The organism is Streptomyces sp. NPDC016845 (assembly GCF_044332585.1).
GTDB lineage: Bacteria > Actinomycetota > Actinomycetes > Streptomycetales > Streptomycetaceae > Streptomyces.
In genome coordinates this window covers 344,428-364,170 of sequence record NZ_JBIRPI010000003.1, presented here as the reverse complement: position 1 = coordinate 364,170, position 19,743 = coordinate 344,428, and the positions used below count along the sequence as shown (strand labels likewise).

The following is a 19,743-nucleotide window of genomic DNA, read 5'->3' as shown; positions in this document are numbered from 1 at the left end:
GTAACGGGGATTTCGAACAACCCCGCCCTCCCCGCGTACGGCCCGGCCCCTCACTCCTCCCCCACCTGCTGCAGGATGCGCGGCGACAGCGCCCCGCACGGCAGCAGGTCCACCTCCGCGCCCGCGTCCCGCAGGTCGGTGAGCACCAGCTCGTCGTACATCAGCAGACCGGAACTTTCCGGCCAGACGACGGCCCACAGCCACAGTCCGAGCGCCTCGCCCGCGAAGACGGCGCGGTCGTCGGGGGTTCCGGAGACGTGCCACATGGGGGTGGGCCGCCCCGCCGCGAGGAGCTTGGCCTGCGGCGGGCCCGAGACGTCCATGTACGGGCCGGGGTCCGGGCCGTCGACGCCCGCGTAGCGCGCGCCCAGCCCGACGCCCAGTTCCTCGGCGACGAGCACCAGTTCACCCATGCCGCCGAGCGGTCCGGGTCCCGAGCAGGCGACGGCGGTGGCGCGGCCGCCGGTGCGGTCGTCCCCCGCGTTGGCGACCCCGGTGAACAGCCAGCCGACCGGGAGCGGCCACGGCATCCAGACGGGTACCCGGGCGCGGCGCACCACGACGCCGAGGGCCTCGACGCTGGGCGGGATCACGGGCTGCAGCGGGTGCACCGCCCCGTGCGCGTCGCACTGCCAGGAGTCGGCGAAGAGGCCGGGAGCCCTGACCCGGCCACCACACTTCGGGCAACTGGGTTCGCCCCTCATAAAGCCCCACGGTCCTCTCCGTCCCGCGTCGCGTCAAGGACGATCACCCGTCCGGAGGGCGCCGCGCGGAGGTGTTCCGCCGGGTGGCCGGAACCGATATAAATGCAGCTGCCATTAATTAGCTCAGCTAACTTATTTTTGGTCGAGCGGCACGGACCTGCGTAGCGGATCGCGCAGGTCCGTGCCGCCGTTCAGCCACTTCTCCTGGAGCGCCGCGGCGCCGTGCACCCGCTTCCACGCCGCCTCGTTCTGCGTCATCGGCAGCAGCGGCAGGAACCGTACGGGGTCGAGCGGCCCGTCCAGGGCGAGGTCCTCGACCAGGCCGCCCGGCTCCGCCACCAGGACCGAGGTGAACGGGGCCCCGGGCCACAGCGCCTCGCCCACGTCGAGCGACGCGCCCGGCGCCACGACGACGCCCTCGACCTGCGGAGAGGCGGCCAGCACCGCGAGCGGGCGCAGCACCTTGTCGGTCTCGGCGAGACCGGCGCGGACCGTGAGGACCAGCTCGGCGCGCGGTCCCTTCACCGGGTCGGCGAGGGCCGCGGTGGGGTCGGACATCGGGGACGCCGACATGCCGAGGGTCGCGTACCGCACGAGGCCCTGTTCGGCGTCGGTGAAGCGGAGCACTTCGATCCGGTCCGTGCCGAGGAACGTGACCGCCGCGCGCGCGTCCGGTTCGCCCAGGGCCGTGGTCAGCCGGGCCTCGACCAGCGCAAGAACTTCTGCCATCCCGCGAGCATAGAACTCGCATGCAATGGGTAAAGAGCGGGATCGCTCTCTTCAGGCGGCTGATAGTCTTGGCCGCCGGTCGGAATGGTGCGCGGTGCGCATCCGCCGGGGGCTCTCGGAGCCCTCGAAGAACCGACCCACACATGTCCCCCACGGGGGACCGGCCGGAGGAGGTGGGGCTGTCATGGATCGAAGTCGACCGTGCAGTACCACCCGTTCTTCCGGCCGCTAGGCCCGCACGCCCCCTTCGCAGTCAGCAGCACGACCGCTCCACCGTCTGCTTCCCGGGCTGCCCGCGTACGCCGGAAGAGCGCTTCGACACCGCCTGATCCCAGAGATCTCCCGATCTTGATCTGCATCAGTAAGCGAAGCCGCCCAGCGTCGGTGCGGTGCTCCCCGCTTTGTGGACGTGCAGCGTTTCCGGTTGCCAGGACGTCCTCATTCCGGGTAGTTCCACCCGCCGCGGCGCGGCTCCCGCCCGCGAAGGAGCCTGCCCATGTCGATGATCCGCGACCTGCGTGCCGCCGTCCGCCCCTCGCTGCGCAAGAGCGTGGCCCCCTACGGCAACGAAGCACGTAACACGTACGACGCCACCCGCGACCCCTCGGCCGTCTCCGCGGTCGTCGACTGCGCGGTCTACCGGGACGGCGCCCGCGCCGCGTCCCCCGCCGGGCTCACCCCGCGCGAGGCCCGCCTCCAGGTGCGCCGCGACGGCGGCTTCGCCTGGATCGGCCTGCACGAGCCCACCGAGGCCGAATTCGCCGGTATCGCCGCCGAGTTCGGGCTGCACCCGCTCGCCGTCGAGGACGCCGTCCACGCCCACCAGCGGCCCAAGCTGGAGCGGTACGACGACACGCTGTTCACCGTCTTCAAGACCATCCACTACGTCGAGCACGCCGAACTCACCGCCACCAGCGAGGTCGTGGAGAGCGGCGAGGTCATGTGCTTCACCGGGCGGGACTTCTTCATCACCGTCCGGCACGGCGGCCAGGGCTCGCTGCGGGCGCTGCGCCACCGCCTCCAGGAAGACCCCGAGCTGCTCGCCAAGGGGCCGAGCGCCGTGCTGCACACCATCGCCGACCACGTCGTCGACGGCTACCTCGCCGTCGCCGACGCCATGCAGGACGACATCGACGAGGTCGAGACCGCCGTCTTCTCACAGACCGGCAAGGGCTCCCCGCGCGGCTCCGACGCGGGCAGCATCTACCAGCTCAAGCGCGAGGTCCTGGAGTTCAAGCGCGCCGTCGCACCGCTGCGCCGCCCGCTGCAGCTCCTGAGCGAACGGCCGATGCGGCTCATCGACCCGGACATCCAGAAGTACTTCCGCGACGTCGCCGACCACCTGGAGCGCGTGCAGGAGCAGGTCATCGGCTTCGACGAACTGCTCAACTCGATCCTCCAGGCCAATCTCGCGCAGGCCTCCGTCGCCCAGAACGAGGACATGCGCAAGATCACCTCGTGGGCCGCGATCGTCGCCGTACCGACCATGGTGTGCGGTGTGTACGGCATGAACTTCGAGCACATGCCCGAACTGCACTGGCGCTACGGGTATCCGCTCGTCCTCACCGTCACGGTCGCCGCCTGTTTCGCGATCCACCGCACCCTCAAGCGCAACGGCTGGCTGTAGCTACGCTGACCCGTATGACGACTGAACTGCTCGATGCCGCCCTCGTCGAGGAGGCCACGAAGAAGTCCGGGCTCATCTGGGTCAGCGGCGCCGAAGGACCCGAGCGGGCGCTGTGGCACGTGTGGCACGAGGGCGCGGCGCTCGTCGTCGGCGACGGGCCCGGCGAGCAGCCGCTGCCCGGACTCGTCGACGGGGGCTCGGCCACCGTCACCGTACGCAGCAAGGACAAGGGCGGGCGGCTCGTCGGCTGGCAGGCGGCAGTTCTTGAGCTCGCGCCCGGAAGTGAGGCGTGGGAGGCCGCCGTGGCTGAGCTGAAGGGTAAGCGGCTCAATGCTCCTGATGCGGAGACCATGACTCTGCGATGGGGGCGGGAGTGCCGGGTCGTGCGGCTCGAACCGGTTCAGGGGGCTGAGCTCGTGGCGGCCTCCGACGCTTCGTTGGCCGCTGCTCCTGTGCCGTCTTCCGCTGTCACCCGCAATGCGGTGCCTGCGGGGCTGCCTCGTCTTATCGGCCGGCGGCGTAAGCGTTGAGGTCGCGGGGCCCCTGCCCCGGGCCCCGGGCCCCGGTCCTCGGTCGCCGGACGGGCTCAGTTCGTCGGAAGGGCCTGGCCGTAGTCCACCGTTTCCGTCTCCTCCGGTTCCGTCAGGGCGAAGTCGCGGCCCCACTCCGTCAGTTGAAGCGTGCCCGCGTCTCCCGCCCGTTCCAGGCGGAGGGGGTACGCCGTGCCCTCCAGGGAGACGTCCAGGGTGCCGCCGGCGCCGTCGTCGCCGGTGAGCTGGATGGTGCGGGTGGAGCCGGAGGTGGAGCGGTCGCCCTTGTCGAGGGTGCCGTGGAGGGTGAGGAGGCCGTCGAGCAGGACGTCCTTGTCCGTGAAGGTGCTGAGCCGCTTGTACGCGGGGTCGCCCGTCGGCACCTTCACATACTTGCCGTCGAGCTTCTCCGCCGCCGCGGCGTCCCCGGACGAGCCCTGCGCGTCGTCCGCGCCGCTCGAATGTGTCCAGAACTCGGCGCCCGCCTTGAGGTAGAGGTGCTCGCCGACGCGGAGCAGCCGGAACGTGCTGCCGCCCGTCGTCACCGAGCCCGTGCCGCCGTCGTCCTTGAGCCGCATGTCGAGCTTGTAGGTGCGGCCGCCGCTGACCACCGTGCCCGCGAGATGGACCGTGGCCGCCGCCTGCGCCGCCTTCACCGTACGGTTCTGGATCTTGGCGGGGTCGAGTCTGCCGACCCCGTTGGTGCCCGCGTCGGGGTCGTCGCCGCCGCATCCCGCGAGTCCGGCCGCGAGCCCCGTGCACAGCGCGCCCGCCACGAGCGTCCTGCGGGTGCGGCGGTGCGGGGGACGTGCGGTCACGGGCGGGACCACCTCTCGTACGGCATCGGGCTCCACGGCAGTACGGCAGCGTACCTGTGTCATCTGCGGTTACTCGTACGGGACCGCACGGGATGGCGCGGGGCCGCACGGGACCAGGGAGCGGCGGACACAAAGGCGTTTTCGGCGGTCAGCGGATAGCCTGACCCCCGGATTGCGCGGATAGCAGGATGGATCAGCACGAAAGGGTGGTACGAGGAGACATGGCAGCAGTGGCTCCACGGATCTTTGTCTCCCATCTCTCCGGTATCGCCGTCTTCGATCCGAACGGGGACCAGGTCGGACGTGTGCGCGACCTCGTCGTGATACTGCGTCCCGACCGGCGGCCGCCACGGCTGCTCGGGCTCGTCGTCGAGCTGTCCACGCGCCGCCGCATCTTCCTGCCCATGACCCGGGTGACCGGCGTCGAGTCGGGCCAGGTCATCACGACCGGGGTGCTCAACGTCCGGCGCTTCGAGCAGCGCCCCACCGAGCGGCTGATCCTCGGCGAGATGCTCGACCGGCGCGTCCGGCTCGTGGAGAGCGGCGAGGACGTCACCGTGCGCGACATCTCCATCCAGCAGCTGCCCGCCCGCCGCGACTGGGAGATCGACAAGGTCTACGTGCGCAAGGGCAAGGGCGGCACGTTCCGGCGCAAGGGCGAGGCGCTGACCGTCGACTGGGCCGCCGTCGACGGCTTCGCGCGCGAGGAGGAGGGGCAGGGCGCGGAGAACCTGCTCGCCACCTTCGAACAGCTGCGCCCCGCCGACCTCGCCAACGTCCTGCACCACCTCTCCCCCAAGCGCCGCGCCGAGGTCGCCGCCGCCCTCACCAACGAGCGCCTCGCCGACGTCCTCGAAGAACTCCCCGAGGACGACCAGATCGAGATCCTCGGCAAGCTCCAGGAGGAGCGCGCCGCCGACGTCCTGGAGGAGATGGACCCGGACGACGCCGCCGACCTGCTCGGCGAGCTGCCCGAGGCCGACAAGGAGCGCCTGCTCGCCCTCATGCGGCCCGGCGACGCGGCCGACGTGCGGCGCCTCATGGCGTACGAGGACAAGACCGCCGGCGGTCTGATGACGACCGAGCCGATCGTGCTGCGCCCGGACGCGACCGTCGCCGACGCGCTCGCCCGCGTCCGCAACCCCGACCTGTCCCCCGCGCTCGCCGCGCAGGTCTACGTCTGCCGCCCGCCGGACGAGACGCCGACCGGCAAGTACCTCGGCACCATCCACTTCCAGCGGCTGCTGCGCGACCCCCCGTTCACCATGGTCGGCTCGATCCTCGACGAGGACTTGCAGGCCCTGTCACCGGGGGCCCAGCTGCCGGAGATCGCCGGGTTCTTCGCCACGTACGACATGGTGGCGGCGCCCGTCGTCGACGAGAGCGGGGCGCTGCTCGGCGCCGTGACCGTCGACGACGTACTGGACCACATGCTGCCCGACGACTGGCGCGAGCAGGAATTTCATCTCTCGGGGGACGTGAACCATGGGGACTGACGAGCGCGAGCGCGACACGCGGCCCCGCATCCGGCTCGACCAGCCGCGGCCGGCGCGCCGCAAGCTGCTGCCCGACTACGACCCCGAGGCCTTCGGACGGCTGTCCGAACGCATCGCGCGCTTCCTCGGCACGGGCCGGTTCATCGTCTGGATGACGGTGCTCATCATCGCGTGGGTCGCCTGGAACATCTTCGCGCCGTCCTCGCTGCGCTTCGACACCTACCCGTTCATCTTCCTGACACTGATGCTGTCCCTCCAGGCGTCGTACGCCGCTCCGCTCATCCTGCTCGCCCAGAACCGGCAGGACGACCGCGACCGCGTCAACCTCGAACAGGACCGCAAGCAGAACGAGCGATCGATCGCCGACACGGAGTACCTGAGCCGCGAGGTGGCGGCCCTGCGCATCGGTCTGGGCGAGGTCGCCACGCGCGACTGGATCCGCTCCGAACTGCAGGACCTGCTCAAAGAGCTGGAGGAGCAGCAGCGGACCGCCGTATTCCCGGCCGACAGCGAGCGCCGACGTGATGTAGACGACCGCTGACGGGCCTTTCCGTGCCCCGGTTACCGCGCCGTACTATCGGGAGCATGGCTACGGAAGACGCGGTGCGCGAGGCGCTCGCGACAGTGAACGACCCCGAGATCCAGCGACCCATCACCGAACTGGGGATGGTCAAATCGGTGGACATCGGTGCGGACGGAGCCGTCGCGGTCACCGTGTACCTGACCGTCTCCGGCTGCCCGATGCGCTCCACGATCGAGAACAACGTGAAGGAGGCCGTCGGCCGCGTCGACGGCGTCACGCGCGTGGACGTCACCCTCGACGTGATGAGTGACGAGCAGCGCAAGGAGCTGGCCGCGGCGCTGCGCGGCGGCACCGCCGAGCGCGAGGTCCCCTTCGCCAAGCCCGGCTCGCTGACCCGTGTCTACGCGGTCGCCTCCGGCAAGGGCGGCGTCGGCAAGTCCTCCGTGACCGTGAACCTGGCGGCGGCGCTCGCCGCCGACGGCCTGAAGGTCGGCGTCGTCGACGCGGACATCTACGGGCACAGCGTCCCGCGCATGCTCGGCGCCGACGGCAAGCCCACCCAGGTCGAGAACATGATCATGCCGCCGTCGGCGAACGGCGTGAAGGTCATCTCCATCGGCATGTTCACGCCTGGCAACGCGCCGGTGGTGTGGCGCGGCCCGATGCTCCACCGCGCCCTCCAGCAGTTCCTCGCGGACGTCTTCTGGGGCGACCTCGACGTGCTCCTGCTCGACCTGCCGCCGGGCACCGGCGACATCGCGATCTCGGTGGCCCAGCTGGTCCCGAACGCCGAGATCCTCGTCGTGACGACCCCGCAGCAGGCCGCAGCGGAGGTCGCCGAGCGGGCCGGTTCCATCGCCGTACAGACGCACCAGAAGATCGTCGGCGTCGTCGAGAACATGTCGGGCCTGCCCTGCCCGCACTGCGGCGAGATGGTCGACGTCTTCGGCACCGGCGGCGGCCAGATGGTCGCCGAGGGCCTGACGAAGACGACCGGGACGAACGTGCCGGTCCTCGGCGCCATCCCGATCGACGTCCGCCTGCGCGAGGGCGGCGACAACGGCAAGCCGGTGGTCCTCAGCGACCCCGACTCCCCGGCCGGTTCGGCGCTGCGCGCCATCGCGACCAAGCTCGGCGGCCGTGAGCGCGGCCTCGCGGGCATGTCCCTGGGGATCACGCCGCGCAACAAGTTCTGAGCGTACGAGGAAGGGCGGGCCGCACCTGAACCGGTACGGCCCGCCCTTTCCCGTATCCGCGCTCGTCAGGCGAGTGCGGCGACGTCCTTGATCACGGAGAAGGCGAGCCCGTACGCGCTCATGCCCCGGCCGTACGCGCCCAGGTGCTCCCCCGCCCGCGTGGAACCCGCGAGCACCCATCCGTACTCGGACTCGCGGTAGTGGAACGGCGTCGGCACGCCGTCCACCGGCAGCGACAGCGTCGCCCAGTCCTCGGAGTCCAGGTCGTCCGCGAGGACCCAGGCCGTCTCGGTCTGCTGCTCCAGCCAGTCGTCGCGCAGGGTGTGGTCCATCTGCGTCGGCCACGTGTACGAGAGCAGCCCGACCCCGGCGAGCCAGGCCGCGGACGAGACGGACGTGGCGTCCAGGGTGCCCGTGCCGTCGGCGCTGCGCCGCGTCGGATGCGCCGCGACGGTCACGACGACCGCGAACCGCTCGGTGTCCTCCGTGCTCTCGCTGCGGACCGAGGGCTCCTCACCGTGCCCGATCGAACCGTGCTCGACGGACCCGTCCGCCGTCGTGCCGACCTGCATCAGCCAGCGCGGTCCCGTGAAGGCCTCGTCCAGGCCGTACCAGGGAAAGGGCGCCAGCAGGTAGCCGTCGACCGTACGCCGGGCCGCGGGGGCGTCCTCGGCCCCCTCGGTGTCCGGCGCCTGCGCGCCCACCCGACTCGTCGTCTCCATGTACCCGGCCGCCTCCTCGCTCACGTACGGACCGGAGCGGACCGCCCCCCTCGGGCGTTCTCACGTCCAGCCCGCGCAACCAACAAGGCAGGATGCCACACCGGACCCAGGGGGCCCGGCTTCGACCGGTGTGGTTCAGGTCGCGTCGGCGTCGAACGGCGGATGATCGTCGGCGGCCGGCTTCGCGGGCCGCTTCTCCAGGTCGGGGCCCTTGCGCATGTCCACGCGGGACCCGTTCGACGCGGAGGTGGTGGTGGCGGAGGTGGTGGCGGAGTCGTCCAGCTCACCCACGGTGTGGACCGCGTCGGTGACCTCGGCCATCTCCTTCTTCAGGTCGAACCCGTTACGGATCTCCTTGAGACCCAGCTCGTCGCTGTCCAGCTGCTTGCGGATGAAGGTCTTCGGGTTCAGGTCCTCGAACTCGAAGTCCTTGAACTCCGGGCCCAGTTCACTGCGGATGTCTTCCTTCGCGCTGTCCGAGAACTCGCGGATCTTGCGTATGGTGCGCGAGACGTCCTGGATGAGCTTCGGGAGCTTGTCGGGGCCGAAGACGAGCACGGCCAGCACGACGAGCGTCACGACCTCCAGTGGGCCAATGTCGTTGAACACCTTGCACTCCTAGCGTGTCCTCGGCCCGCGGTCGGTCTTCAGCAGCAGGTCTTCGGCTGGTCCGGCATCGAACGGACCGGGTCCACGGTACCCGGCGATGCTGTCCGTCCGGTAGCCACAGGGCGACGTACGGGATCACGCGGGGCCCGTGGGGTCGGTCAGTCCCCGTCCGCCGAGCCGAGGACCAGGGTGACCTTCCGCTCCTTGCCGTCCCGTTCGACCGTCAGGTCCAGCTCGTCCTCGGGCCGGTGCGCCCGGATCTTGACGATCAGCTCCTCGCCGGTGTGCACCCGGACCCCGTCGACCTCGGTGATCACGTCGCCCGGCTCGATGCCCGCCTTGGCGCCGGGGCCGCCGGGGCTGACGGCGGAGCCGCCGTCGTTGCCCTTGGTGCCCACGCGGGCGCCGTCGCCGGAGTAGTCCATGTCGAGGGTGACGCCGATCACCGGGTGGGTGGCCTTGCCCGTGTTGATGAGTTCTTCGGCTACGCGCTTCGCCTGGTTGATCGGGATGGCGAAGCCGAGGCCGATGGAGCCGGACTGGCCGCCGTCGAGTTCGGAGCCGCTGTCGGCGGAGCGGATGGCGCTGTTGATGCCGATGACGCGGGCCTTGGAGTCGACGAGCGGGCCGCCGGAGTTGCCCGGGTTTATGGGCGCGTCCGTCTGCAGGGCATCGACGTAGCTCACATCGGTCCCGTCCCCCTTCTCACCGCCCGCCGTGATGGGGCGGTCCTTGGCGCTGATGATGCCCGAGGTGACCGTGTTGGCGAGGTCGAAGGGGGCGCCTATGGCCACGACGGGGTCGCCGACCTGCACGTTCTCCGAGTTGCCGAGGGACAGCGGCTTGAGGCCGCGGACGCCGGACACCTTGATGACGGCGAGGTCGTACCCGCTGTCGTGCCCGACGACGTCCGCGTCCGCGCTCTCGCCTCCGGCAAAAGTGACCGATATCCGACCGCTGGAGCCCGCCGGCTGGACGACGTGGTTGTTGGTCAGGATGTGGCCCCGCCCGTCCAGCACGAACCCGGTGCCGGTGCCCTCCTCCGACGAGCCCTTCGTGTGGATGGTGACGACGCCGGGCAGCGCGCTGGCGGCGATCCCGGCGACGCTGCCGGGGTCACGGTGCGCGGACTCGGCACCGGCCTGCGGCAGCTTCACATCGGCCCCGCCGTTGCGCTCCAGGTAGGACCCGAGCGCCCCTCCGACGACCCCGGACACGACGGCGATCAACACGGCCCCGATCACCACCGCCCGCCGAGGCCGCCGAGGCCGCTCCCCGACAAGCCCCCCACCCCCCGACAGCCCGACGGGCCCGGCCCAGGGGTCATACCTCTGCCACGGCCCTCCGGGGGCGGGGGCGGCATGGCTGTACGGGTCTTGGGGGCCGGGGTAGGGGTGGTCGGGCGCCGAGTGCGGGGGCGCTTCGCTCGCGTAGGGCTGCTCGGGCGCGGGTTGCGGAACCGAGTACGGGTACGACTGCTCGGGCGCGGGCTGCTGAGCACCGGTGGGGTACGACTGCTCGGGCGCGGGCTGCTGGCCACCGGTGGGGTACGACTGCTCGGGCATCGGCTGAGGGGCCGCCACGCTCGGGTACGGCGGCTCGGGCGCGGGCTGCGGGACCACGCTCGGGTACGGCTGCTCGGGCATCGGCTGAGGGGCCGCCACGCTCGGGTACGGCTGCTCGGGCGCGGGCTGCGGAGCACCGGTGGGGTACGGCTGCTCGGGCGCGGGCTCCAGGGTCTCGCCCGGGGTGACCGGGTAAGTCCCGTGCTGCGCGGCGAACGGTGAGGCCGTTCCATGCGGCGGGGTGGTCGCCGGGTGCTGCACGGGCGGCGCGGGCGCCCACGGCCCGGGCTCACCGTAGGGCGGCGTGCTGTAGGGATCCGGGTCGTGGAGCGGGCGGGGGGCGTCATGGACCGGGGCCGCCGGAGAGGTCGCCTCCTGCGGGGCCTCGGGGGCCATCGGGGCGACGGGGGTTGCCGGGGTCGTCCCGGACGCCGCGTCAGCCGCCCGAGCTGTCGGCTCGGTCCCGGATGCCGAGGCGGCCGGAGCCGCTCCGGGCGCCGGTTCGGTCGGGCTCGGCGGGGCCAATTCGTACGTGGCCGGTGTGGCGTCGGGCACGTCGGCACTCCGCGCCGGATCCTCGGGCACGCCGTCACCATGGCCGACCACCGTGTCCGGCGTCGCAGCGGGCGGCACCTCACGGTCCGGCCCCCCGGCGTCCGCCGCGTCCGCAGGCCGCACCCCACGCGCCCCGGGCTCCTCCACACCGGTCGGCTGCGGAGCAGGTAGGTGCCAGTCGCCGTCGTCCGTCGGGCCGCCCGAGTTCGGTCGGGGGCGGCTCCACCACTTGGCCTTCGTGGGCTTGCCCTCGTCCATGTCCCGCCGATCTTCCCAGCACCTGGCCCGTGGCACGACGCCACGGGCTCCTCACGTGGATTCAACCAGGTTCCGCGGCCCGGGCGCAGGGGGCGTCAGCGGACCGTGGACGAGCGGGAGGACAGGGTGGGCGAGGAGGCCGCGGCCGTGGCCGAGCCGGTCGGGACCGGGCGTGGCTCCAGGGCGACCGCCACCGGGGGCGACGGCGCGGGGGCGGCCGGGCGTATGAGGGGCGACATACGGGCCGCACCCGACAACAGCGGCGTCGCGAACGGGTAGCTCGCGCTGTTCACCCGGCCCCCGGGCAACAGCGGCGCACTGACCCGGGTCGGCGCGACCGGCGCCGGGAGCGCGCCCCCGCTCTGCCCGAGCAGCGGCGCCATCGACCTGCGGCGCTGCGCCTCGGACACGGACGAGGAACCGGACGCCTGGCTGCGCAGCGGCGTGACATTGCTGTTGGAGCCGCCTCCGCGGGTGTCGGAGCTGTCGAGCGGGGCGCCGGCGGTGACTCCCCCGAGCGCGATCGCGGCCAGCGACACCGCTCCGGCCGCCGCGAACGCGAAGCGGCGCCCGCGCGAGGCCCGCTCGCTGTCGTGCCGGTCCACGCGGCCCACTTCGTGGATGCGGAAGCCGCGCTGGGCGGACGAGGGGAGGACGGCGGCGTGTCCGGCGAACGACTCCGGGGCTACGGCGAAGACGCCGCCCCCGAGCCCGAGTCCGGGTCCACTGCCGAAGGCCCGCCCGGTGGCGAAGCCTCCTCCCCCGAACGGTGGTGCCCCACCGTCGCTGTCACCTCCGGCGGGAAGCCCCTGGAGGCGGGCGAGGAAACTCTCGGACGGCGGCGGCGGGGCCACCTCGGCGAAGACGCTCTTGAGGCGGCGCTGTGCGTCGGCCTCGGCCTTGCACCTGGGACAGGTCGCCAGGTGCGCGAGGACGCGCTCACGGGCGTCATGGTCCAGTTCACCGTCGACCAGCGCGGCAAGCCGGTCGCCCAGATGCTGGTCGGCCGCGGTCTGCCGCTCGGCAGGGTTGAGACGTGATCCACTCACGCGGTCGCGCCCCCTGTTCCTAGGACGGGGATCCCTCCCGTGGTCGCGAGCGTGCGGCGCTCGGCGCGAGCCTCGGGCGAACGGTGCTGCAGCGCCTTGCGCAGCTGCGAGCGGCCGCGGTGGATGCGGGAGCGGACCGTGCCCAGCTTCACACCCAGGGTCGCGGCGATCTCCTCGTAGGAAAGGCCCTCGATGTCACAGAGGACGACGGCGGCGCGGAACTCGGGCGCTAGCGTGTCCAGCGCCTGCTGGACGTCGGCGTCGAAGTGCGCGTCGTTGAAGACCTGCTGCGGCGACGGCTCACGGCTGGGCAGCCGCTCGGCGGCGTCGTCCCCGAGCGCGTCGAAGCGGATGCGCTGCTTGCGGCGGACCATGTCCAGGAACAGGTTGGTCGTGATGCGGTGCAGCCAGCCCTCGAACGTGCCCGGCGTGTACGTCGAGAGGGAGCGGAAGACGCGGACGAAGACCTCCTGCGTGAGGTCCTCGGCATCGTGCTGATTACCGGTCAGGCGGTACGCGAGGCGGTACACGCGGCCGCTGTGCGTGCTGACGATCTCCTCCCAGGTGGGCGGAGTCCACGCCTGCGATTCCGCGTCAGCGGCAAAGGTCGCGGTCTGCGCGGAGTCAGTGGTGCGGGATCGGTCAGCGGTGTCGGTCACGGATTTCGGCTCACCCGCCGACCTGAGAAAGCGCCGCAGCACTCCTCCCCGATCCACAGGCGCAGCCGCACCTCCCCTGTCAGCTCTGGTGGTGTCCAGTGGAGCCCCTACCATAGCCACCTCGCCCGTTAGCTCCGGATAAGCGTTTTTACTCAGATTTGCCGGTCGACTCTCGGCCGCCCGTTCCGTTCCCCACACCCGCGCCTGCCCCCCGCTTCACCCCGCTCTTTCCCCCTGCCCTTCCAAACGCCCGGTCCCATCTGCGAGTTCCCGGCGCCAACGGATAAAGTCACGCGCAGGCAAGCACGGGTGAGCACGGACAAGCACAGCCATGCAGGGGACAACGGGGACAGGGAGAGGGCCATTACCGGCAACCGGCAGACGGGCTGGGCGTTCGCCGACGCCTACGTCGCCGAGGACGACGCTCTGCGCTGGGCCCGGGACCGGGCCCACGAGGCAGGTCTTCGCTCGGTGTCCCCCGGCGCGGGTGCCGCGCTGCGGATGCTCGCCGCCACGGTGGAGGCGAAGGCCGTCGCCGAGATCGGGACGGGCATGGGGGTGTCCGGAATCCATCTGTTGCACGGGATGCGCCCCGACGGCGTCCTGACCACGGTCGATCCGGAGCCGGAGCAGCAGCAGTTCGCCCGGCAGGCGTTCCGTGCGGCAGGTTTCGCCGCCAACCGGGCCCGGTTCATCCCCGGGCGCGCCCTCGACGTCCTGCCGCGCCTCGCGGACAGCGGGTACGACCTGGTCTTCTGCGACGGCGACCGCATGGAGAGCCTGGACTATCTCGCTGAATCGTTGCGTCTGCTGCGCCCCGGCGGCCTGGTCTGTTTCGAGGGTGTCTTCGCGGACGGGCGGACCGTGGACTCGGGCCCGCAGCCGGTGGAAGTGGTGCGGCTGCGAGAGCTGCTTCGCGCGGTGCGCGAGAGCCCCGAGCTGATCTCGTCCCTGCTGCCGGTCGGGGACGGGCTGCTCTGCGCGGTCAAGCGCTGAAACCCGTACACACCGCCTGAGATCCGGGCATACGACTGCCCCGGCACCGAATGTGTGCCGGGGCAGCCGAAAAGGTATGGTCGCTTCCGCGTCAGCCGACGACCTTCTTCAGGGCGTCGCCGAGGGCATCGGCCTCGTCCGGCGTCAGCTCGACCACGAGCCGACCGCCGCCTTCGAGCGGAACGCGCATGACGATGCCCCGCCCCTCCTTTGTCACCTCGAGCGGGCCGTCACCCGTCCGCGGCTTCATGGCCGCCATGCTCGTTCCCCTTCCTGAAACCAGCTCATCGTCAGCCGACGGCCCTCTGGACGGGCACACGTCACCGGCATCGAACACATTGCTTCCTGTCATTATCCCGCATCGCGGAGCCCGATGACCAACATCAGTCGGCATCGCTTGCGCAACGCGCTTGAGCAAAACCACTCATTTCGGCGATGTGGCTGCGATACTGCGCCGCTTACGTGGTTCTGCTGTGAGGAATTTGTTTGACGCAGGTCACATACCGGGGCCGTTCCGCATGCCGAGATCTCCGTCATGCTGAGCACGGACACCTAAGCAACCGCATAGCGGACCGCACTGCAGGAGGAGCGTCATGGCCGACACCGTGCTCTACGAGGTGAGCGACGGGCTCGCGACGATCACGCTGAACCGCCCCGAGGCGATGAACGCGATGAACACCGAGGCCAAGGTCGCCCTCCGCGAGGCGGTTCAGGCGGCCGCCGCGGACGACGCCGTGCGGGCCGTGCTGCTCACGGCGGCCGGGGACCGCGCGTTCTGCGTCGGGCAGGACCTGAAGGAGCACGTGACCACCCTGGTCGAGGACCGCAAGGCCGGCTCGGGGCAGACCATGAGCACCGTGCGGGAGCACTACAACCCCATCGTGCGGGCGCTGACCGGCATGGCGAAGCCGGTGGTGGCCGCGGTGAACGGCGTGGCGGCCGGCGCGGGCTTCGGCTTCGCCCTCTGCGCGGACTACCGGATCGTGGCGGACACGGCGTCGTTCAACACCTCGTTCGCCGGTGTCGCCCTGACCGCGGACTCCGGCGTCTCCTGGACGTTGCCGCGGCTCGTCGGTCCCGGCCGCGCGATGGATCTGCTGCTGTTCCCGCGCACGATCTCCGCGCAGGAGGCCTTCGAGATCGGGGCCGTGCACAAGATCGTGCCCGCCGGCGAACTGGTGGAGACCGCGCGCAAGCTGGCCCTCATGCTCGCCGCCGGGCCGACCGTCGCGTACGCGGCGCTCAAGGAGTCGGTGGCCTTCGCCGCCGACCACTCCCTGGACGAGGCCCTGGAGAAGGAGGACGAGCTCCAGACGCGGGCCGGGGAGTCCGAGGACCACACCATCGCCGTCCAGGCGTTCATCGCCAAGGAGAAGCCGAACTACCTCGGGCGCTGAGGCTCCTCTCCGGAGGAACTCACGCGGGCGTGCGGGCGACGCAGTCCGCCAGGTGGTCGTCGACCAGGCCGCACGCCTGCATGAGCGCGTACGCCGTCGTCGGGCCGACGAAGCGCAGGCCGCGCTTCTTGAGCGCCTTGGACAGCGCAGTGGACTCGTCAGTGATCGCCGGTACGTCGGTCAGCGCCCGGGGCGCCGGGCGTGTGGCCGGGTCCGGGGCGTGGGACCAGATCAGCTCGTCCAGTTCGCCGGGCGCCCAGTCGGCGAGCACGCGCGCGTTGGCGAGCGTCGCGTCGACCTTGGCCCGGTTGCGGATGATGCCGGGGTCGGCGAGCAGGCGCTCGCGGTCGGCTTCGGTGAAGGCCGCCACCTCCGCGATCTTGAAGTGGGCGAAGGCGGCACGGAAGGTCTCGCGGCGGCGCAGGATCGTGATCCAGGACAGGCCCGACTGGAACGCCTCCAGGGACAGCCGCTCGAAGAGCGCGTCGTCGCCGTGGACCGGGCGGCCCCACTCCTCGTCGTGGTACGTGACGTAGTCCGGCGTCGACAGGCCCCAGGGGCAGCGCGGAGCGCCGTCGGGCCCGGGGACCGCGCCGCTCGTCGGCTCGCTCACTGCAGGCCCTCCCCGGCCCCGCCCTGGTGGCCCTGGTAGCCGCCGGGTGGCGCGAAGCCCGAGCCGGGGCCCCGGTCGACCGGCCGCCGCGCCTGCGCGTGGGCGGTGGCGAGGGCGGACTCCAGCTCGGAGATACGGGCGTCGCGCTCGGCCAGCTCCGCCCCGAGGCGGTTCAGCGCGTCGTCGACCTCCGCCATGCGGTAGCCGCGCACGGCCGTGGGCAGCCGCAGCTCCTCGACGTCCGCGCGGGCCAGCGGGCGGTCCTGGGGCAGCGGGTCCGCGTAGAACTGGGGCGGCTCCTCGGGCAGGGCGCCGCCGTCGCCCCCGCCGAGGACCGCGAGCGTCACCGCCGCGACCACCACGACGAGCGCGGCGACCAGAAACAAGAACATGACCATCGCTGCCGTCCCCTGGGCTCGACCGGGCCGGTGTGCGCACACGGCCCGGAACCAACAGGCTCCGATCGTGCCATGCCGCGCCGACGGTTAAGGTCGCAGGCGACCGTAGAAGCATGATCCAGAGGAGAGTCACAGGGATGCTCAGGCTTGGCGGGCGCGAGTTCGACGCGCACGAGCCGGTGATCATGGCGATCGTGAACCGTACCCCGGACTCCTTCTACGACCAGGGCGCCACGTTCCAGGACGAGCCCGCGCTGGCCCGCGTCGAGCAGGCGGTGGCCGAGGGCGCCGCGATCGTCGACATCGGCGGGGTGAAGGCGGGCCCCGGCGAGGAGGTCGACGCCGAGGAGGAGGCGCGGCGCACGGTCGGTTTCGTCGCCGAGGTGCGGCGCCGGTTCCCCTCGGTGATCATCAGCGTGGACACCTGGCGCCACGAGGTCGGCGAGGCCGTGTGCGAGGCGGGCGCGGACCTGCTCAACGACGCGTGGGGCGGGGTCGACCCGAAGCTCGCCGAGGTCGCGGCCCGCTACGAGGTGGGCATCGTCTGCACGCACGCGGGCGGCGCCGAGCCCCGTACGCGACCGCACCGTGCCACGTACGACGACGTGATGGCGGACATCCTGGACGTGACGGTCGGCTACGCCGAGCGGGCCGTCGCGCTCGGGGTCCCCCGCGAGTCCGTCCTGATCGACCCGGGGCACGACTTCGGCAAGAACACGCGGCACTCCCTGGAGGCGACGCGGCGGCTGCCGGAGATGGTGGAGACCGGGTGGCCGGTGCTCGTCTCGCTGTCCAACAAGGACTTCGTCGGCGAGACGCTCGACAAGCCCGTCAAGGAGCGCGTCATCGGGACGCTGGCGACGACGGCGGTGTCCGCGTGGCTCGGGGCCCAGGTCTACCGCGTGCACGAGGTGGCGGAGACCCGGCAGGTGCTCGACATGGTGGCGTCGATCGCGGGGCACAGGCCCCCGGCGGTGGCCCGCCGGGGGCTGGCGTGACAGGTACTGCCTGAGGGCTGCGGCCCCTAGTTGCCGGTCTCCTTGGTGACCAGGGTGATCGCTTCCTGCACGTCGTCCGTGACGTGGAAGAGAAGCAGGTCCGCCTCGCTCGCCTTGCCCTGGGCGATCACCGTGTTCTTCAGCCACTCGACGAGGCCGCTCCAGTACTGCGTACCGAAGAGGACGATCGGGAAGCGCGTCACCTTCGTCGTCTGGACGAGGGTGAGCGCTTCGAACAGCTCGTCCAGGGTGCCGAGTCCGCCCGGCAGCACGACGAACCCTTGCGCGTACTTCACGAACATCGTCTTCCGCACGAAGAAGTAGCGGAAGTTCAGGCCCAGGTCGACGTACGGGTTGAGGCCCTGTTCGAAGGGCAGCTCGATGCCGAGCCCGACCGAGGTGCCGTTGGCCTCCACGGCGCCCTGGTTCGCGGCCTGCATGGCGCCCGGCCCGCCGCCCGTGATGACCGCGAAACCGGCCTCCACCAGCGCCTTGCCGATCGCGACGCCCGCCGCGTACTCCGGTGAGTCCACCGGGGTGCGCGCCGAGCCGAAGACACTGATCGCGGGCGGCAGTTCGGCCAGGGTGCCGAAGCCCTCGATGAACTCCGACTGGATGCGCAGGACCCTCCAGGGGTCCGTGTGCACCCAGCCCGAGGGTCCTTCCGAATCGAGCAGACGCTGGTCACTCGTCCCGGGCTGCACCTGGTCGCGCCGGCGGACCACCGGTCCTGTCCGCTGCTCCGTGGGATGCCGCTTGCCCTCCGGGTTGCTCATGTCCGCTCCCTCCATGCGCAGGTATCACGCGCTCACGTAGAGCAAGGGTAGGTCTACGCGGGTTACATACGAGGGACCTCGGAGTGTCAGGCGTCAGTCGGTGAGCCAGGCGGCCAGGCGCCTCTCCGCCTCCAGGACGAGCGCCGTGTCGACGTGCTCGTCGATCTTGTGCGCGTACATCGGGTCCCCGGGGCCGTAGTTGACGGCGGGGACGCCGAGCGCGCTGAAGCGGGAGACGTCCGTCCAGCCGAACTTGGGGCGCGGCTCGCCGCCCACGGCGGCCAGGAAGGCGGCGGCAGCGGGGTGGGTGAGGCCGGGCCGGGCGCCGCCGGTGTGGTCGTCGACGACGAACTCCTCGATCGGGCAGCCGTCGAAGAAGTCGCGGACGAACTGTTCGGCCTCGGCCATCGTCCGGTCGGGCGCGTAGCGGAAGTTGACCGTGACGGCGCAGGCGTCCGGGATGACGTTCGTGGCGACGAAGCCCTCGATCCGTACGGCGTTGAGGCCCTCGTGGAACCGCAGGCCGTCGACGACCGGCCTGCGCGGCTCGTAGGCGGCGAGGCGCTCCAGGATCGGGGCGGCCGCGTGGATGGCGTTGTGGCCCATCCACGCGCGCGCGGAGTGGGCCCGTTCGCCCTTGACCTTGAGGATGACGCGCAGGGTGCCCTGGCAGCCGCCCTCGACCAGGCCCTCGGTGGGCTCCAGGAGGATCGCGAAGTCGCCCTCCAGCCAGTCGGGGTGGGCGTCGGCGACGTGCCCGAGCCCGTTGAGGTGGGCGGCGACCTCCTCGTTGTCGTAGAAGACGAACGTGAGGTCGCGGTTGGGCTCGACGACCGTCTGAGCGATACGGAGCTGGACCGCGACGCCCGCCTTCATGTCGCTCGTGCCGCAGCCCCAGAGGATGCCGTCCGCGTCGAGGCGCGAGGGCACGTTGCCGGCGATCGGGACCGTGTCGATGTGGCCCGCGAGGACGACCCGCTCGGCGCGGCCGAGATTCGTGCGCGCCACCACGTTGTTGCCGTACCGGTCGACCGTGAGGTGCGGCAGGGGGCGCAGGGCCGCCTCGACGGCGTCGGCGAGCTCCTTCTCGCTGCCGCTGGGCGAGGGGAGGTCGACCAGCTGGGCGGTGAGGAGGGCGGCGTCCTGCGTGAGGTCGAGTGAGGTGCGGTCCATGGAGTTGACCTTATCGCCCGGCCATGCGGCGTACGGAGCGACTTCAGGTGTCCGAATCATCCCTGGTCATCTGTGCGAGCGGCCACTCGGCCGAGTTACACCCGGCATGCTCCGCGCCCGTGCGGCGAAACGCTCGGGGCGCGGCGCGGGCCGTCTCGCGATTTCCGTGCGTGTACAGGGGCGTAAGGGTTCTGCAGCGCTTCGGGCACGCTGTGGGACACACGACTTTTGCCCGTTTTTATCCGCAGCCGATTATGCGACGCATTACCAACCCTTTGCGTTGCCGACCCGCAACCTTCCGGGGCCCTGGGGCTGTTGTCACGGCGTCCGACCGCCGCATGGCAGCCGGTCA

21 protein-coding genes are annotated in these 19,743 nt (G+C 71.5%); 8 read left to right on the top strand and 13 right to left on the bottom strand.

Annotated elements, in window-relative coordinates:
- Window positions 1–50: 50 nt before the first annotated feature.
- Window positions 51–704, bottom strand: coding sequence for a DUF6758 family protein (locus ACH4RC_RS12020; protein ID WP_398198654.1), 654 nt, complete (start codon window positions 702–704; stop codon window positions 51–53).
- Between the two features lie 132 nt (window positions 705–836).
- Window positions 837–1,433 carry a suppressor of fused domain protein gene (locus ACH4RC_RS12015; protein WP_398198651.1) on the bottom strand — a complete coding sequence of 199 codons (597 nt, stop codon included), beginning with the start codon at window positions 1,431–1,433 and terminating at the stop codon, window positions 837–839.
- Window positions 1,434–1,929: 496 nt separating this feature from the next.
- On the opposite strand from ACH4RC_RS12015, the gene ACH4RC_RS12010 reads away from it, so the two are divergent.
- Entirely contained in the window at window positions 1,930–3,060 is a 1,131-nt protein-coding gene (locus ACH4RC_RS12010) for a magnesium and cobalt transport protein CorA (RefSeq protein WP_398198648.1), read from the top strand.
- A gap of 14 nt (window positions 3,061–3,074) precedes the next feature.
- The gene (locus ACH4RC_RS12005; protein WP_398198646.1) at window positions 3,075–3,590 is read left to right on the top strand and encodes a hypothetical protein; all 516 of its coding nucleotides are present in this window, start codon (window positions 3,075–3,077) and stop codon (window positions 3,588–3,590) included.
- A 56-nt stretch (window positions 3,591–3,646) separates the two neighbouring features.
- Here the strand turns inward: ACH4RC_RS12005 and ACH4RC_RS12000 are convergent, their stop codons facing one another.
- The gene (locus ACH4RC_RS12000; protein ID WP_398198644.1) at window positions 3,647–4,408 is read right to left on the bottom strand and encodes a hypothetical protein; all 762 of its coding nucleotides are present in this window, start codon (window positions 4,406–4,408) and stop codon (window positions 3,647–3,649) included.
- Window positions 4,409–4,629: 221 nt separating this feature from the next.
- Here ACH4RC_RS12000 and ACH4RC_RS11995 point away from each other — a divergent pair, with 221 nt between their 5' ends.
- Genes ACH4RC_RS11995 through ACH4RC_RS11985 form a run of 3 tightly spaced genes read left to right on the top strand, consistent with a single transcriptional unit; the run spans window position 4,630 to window position 7,623 of the window.
- The gene (locus ACH4RC_RS11995; RefSeq protein ID WP_398198642.1) at window positions 4,630–5,904 is read left to right on the top strand and encodes a magnesium transporter MgtE N-terminal domain-containing protein; all 1,275 of its coding nucleotides are present in this window, start codon (window positions 4,630–4,632) and stop codon (window positions 5,902–5,904) included.
- Complete coding sequence (locus ACH4RC_RS11990) at window positions 5,894–6,445, top strand: DUF1003 domain-containing protein (protein WP_398198640.1); 552 nt, start codon at window positions 5,894–5,896, stop codon at window positions 6,443–6,445. Before ACH4RC_RS11995 ends, ACH4RC_RS11990 begins: the two co-directional genes overlap by 11 nt.
- A 44-nt stretch (window positions 6,446–6,489) precedes the next feature.
- Window positions 6,490–7,623, top strand: coding sequence for an Mrp/NBP35 family ATP-binding protein (locus tag ACH4RC_RS11985; RefSeq protein ID WP_398198637.1), 1,134 nt, complete (start codon window positions 6,490–6,492; stop codon window positions 7,621–7,623).
- A gap of 65 nt (window positions 7,624–7,688) precedes the next feature.
- Here the strand turns inward: ACH4RC_RS11985 and ACH4RC_RS11980 are convergent, their stop codons facing one another.
- The 5 genes from ACH4RC_RS11980 to sigE all read right to left on the bottom strand — a co-directional run bounded on the left by ACH4RC_RS11980 (window position 7,689) and on the right by sigE (window position 13,154).
- Window positions 7,689–8,345 (bottom strand): hypothetical protein, encoded by a 657-nt coding sequence (locus tag ACH4RC_RS11980; protein WP_398198634.1) that lies wholly within the window; start codon window positions 8,343–8,345, stop codon window positions 7,689–7,691.
- Between the two features lie 135 nt (window positions 8,346–8,480).
- Window positions 8,481–8,954, bottom strand: a complete 474-nt coding sequence (locus ACH4RC_RS11975) for a sec-independent translocase (protein WP_398198631.1) — start codon at window positions 8,952–8,954, stop codon at window positions 8,481–8,483.
- Between the two features lie 158 nt (window positions 8,955–9,112).
- The gene (locus tag ACH4RC_RS11970) at window positions 9,113–11,332 is read right to left on the bottom strand and encodes a trypsin-like peptidase domain-containing protein (protein WP_398198629.1); all 2,220 of its coding nucleotides are present in this window, start codon (window positions 11,330–11,332) and stop codon (window positions 9,113–9,115) included.
- A gap of 95 nt (window positions 11,333–11,427) precedes the next feature.
- A complete protein-coding gene (locus ACH4RC_RS11965) occupies window positions 11,428–12,381 on the bottom strand; it encodes an anti-sigma factor family protein (RefSeq protein ID WP_398198626.1) in 954 nt (317 codons plus the stop codon).
- Entirely contained in the window at window positions 12,378–13,154 is a 777-nt protein-coding gene (sigE, locus tag ACH4RC_RS11960) for an RNA polymerase sigma factor SigE (RefSeq protein ID WP_398198624.1), read from the bottom strand. The genes ACH4RC_RS11965 and sigE overlap by 4 nt, the downstream gene beginning before the upstream one ends.
- Window positions 13,155–13,349: 195 nt before the next feature.
- On the opposite strand from sigE, the gene ACH4RC_RS11955 reads away from it, so the two are divergent.
- Window positions 13,350–14,036, top strand: coding sequence for an O-methyltransferase (locus ACH4RC_RS11955; RefSeq protein ID WP_398198621.1), 687 nt, complete (start codon window positions 13,350–13,352; stop codon window positions 14,034–14,036).
- 91 nt (window positions 14,037–14,127) lie between these two features.
- Here the strand turns inward: ACH4RC_RS11955 and ACH4RC_RS11950 are convergent, their stop codons facing one another.
- Complete coding sequence (locus ACH4RC_RS11950; RefSeq protein WP_003966491.1) at window positions 14,128–14,295, bottom strand: DUF3117 domain-containing protein; 168 nt, start codon at window positions 14,293–14,295, stop codon at window positions 14,128–14,130.
- A 334-nt stretch (window positions 14,296–14,629) separates the two neighbouring features.
- Here ACH4RC_RS11950 and ACH4RC_RS11945 point away from each other — a divergent pair, with 334 nt between their 5' ends.
- Complete coding sequence (locus ACH4RC_RS11945; protein ID WP_398198618.1) at window positions 14,630–15,433, top strand: enoyl-CoA hydratase/isomerase family protein; 804 nt, start codon at window positions 14,630–14,632, stop codon at window positions 15,431–15,433.
- A gap of 19 nt (window positions 15,434–15,452) precedes the next feature.
- On the opposite strand, the gene ACH4RC_RS11940 is transcribed toward ACH4RC_RS11945, so the two are convergent.
- Window positions 15,453–16,046, bottom strand: coding sequence for a DNA-3-methyladenine glycosylase I (locus tag ACH4RC_RS11940; protein ID WP_398198616.1), 594 nt, complete (start codon window positions 16,044–16,046; stop codon window positions 15,453–15,455).
- The gene (locus ACH4RC_RS11935; protein WP_398198614.1) at window positions 16,043–16,444 is read right to left on the bottom strand and encodes a DivIVA domain-containing protein; all 402 of its coding nucleotides are present in this window, start codon (window positions 16,442–16,444) and stop codon (window positions 16,043–16,045) included. Before ACH4RC_RS11935 ends, ACH4RC_RS11940 begins: the two co-directional genes overlap by 4 nt.
- A 137-nt stretch (window positions 16,445–16,581) precedes the next feature.
- On the opposite strand from ACH4RC_RS11935, the gene folP reads away from it, so the two are divergent.
- A complete protein-coding gene (gene folP, locus ACH4RC_RS11930) occupies window positions 16,582–17,442 on the top strand; it encodes a dihydropteroate synthase (RefSeq protein WP_398198611.1) in 861 nt (286 codons plus the stop codon).
- Window positions 17,443–17,468: 26 nt separating this feature from the next.
- On the opposite strand, the gene ACH4RC_RS11925 is transcribed toward folP, so the two are convergent.
- Together ACH4RC_RS11925 and dapE are read right to left on the bottom strand one after the other, a co-directional pair.
- On the bottom strand, window positions 17,469–18,218 hold the full coding sequence (locus ACH4RC_RS11925) for a TIGR00730 family Rossman fold protein (RefSeq protein WP_398198608.1): 750 nt from the start codon (window positions 18,216–18,218) through the stop codon (window positions 17,469–17,471).
- A gap of 93 nt (window positions 18,219–18,311) precedes the next feature.
- Window positions 18,312–19,391 (bottom strand): succinyl-diaminopimelate desuccinylase, encoded by a 1,080-nt coding sequence (gene dapE, locus ACH4RC_RS11920; RefSeq protein WP_398198605.1) that lies wholly within the window; start codon window positions 19,389–19,391, stop codon window positions 18,312–18,314.
- Window positions 19,392–19,743 lie beyond the last annotated feature (352 nt).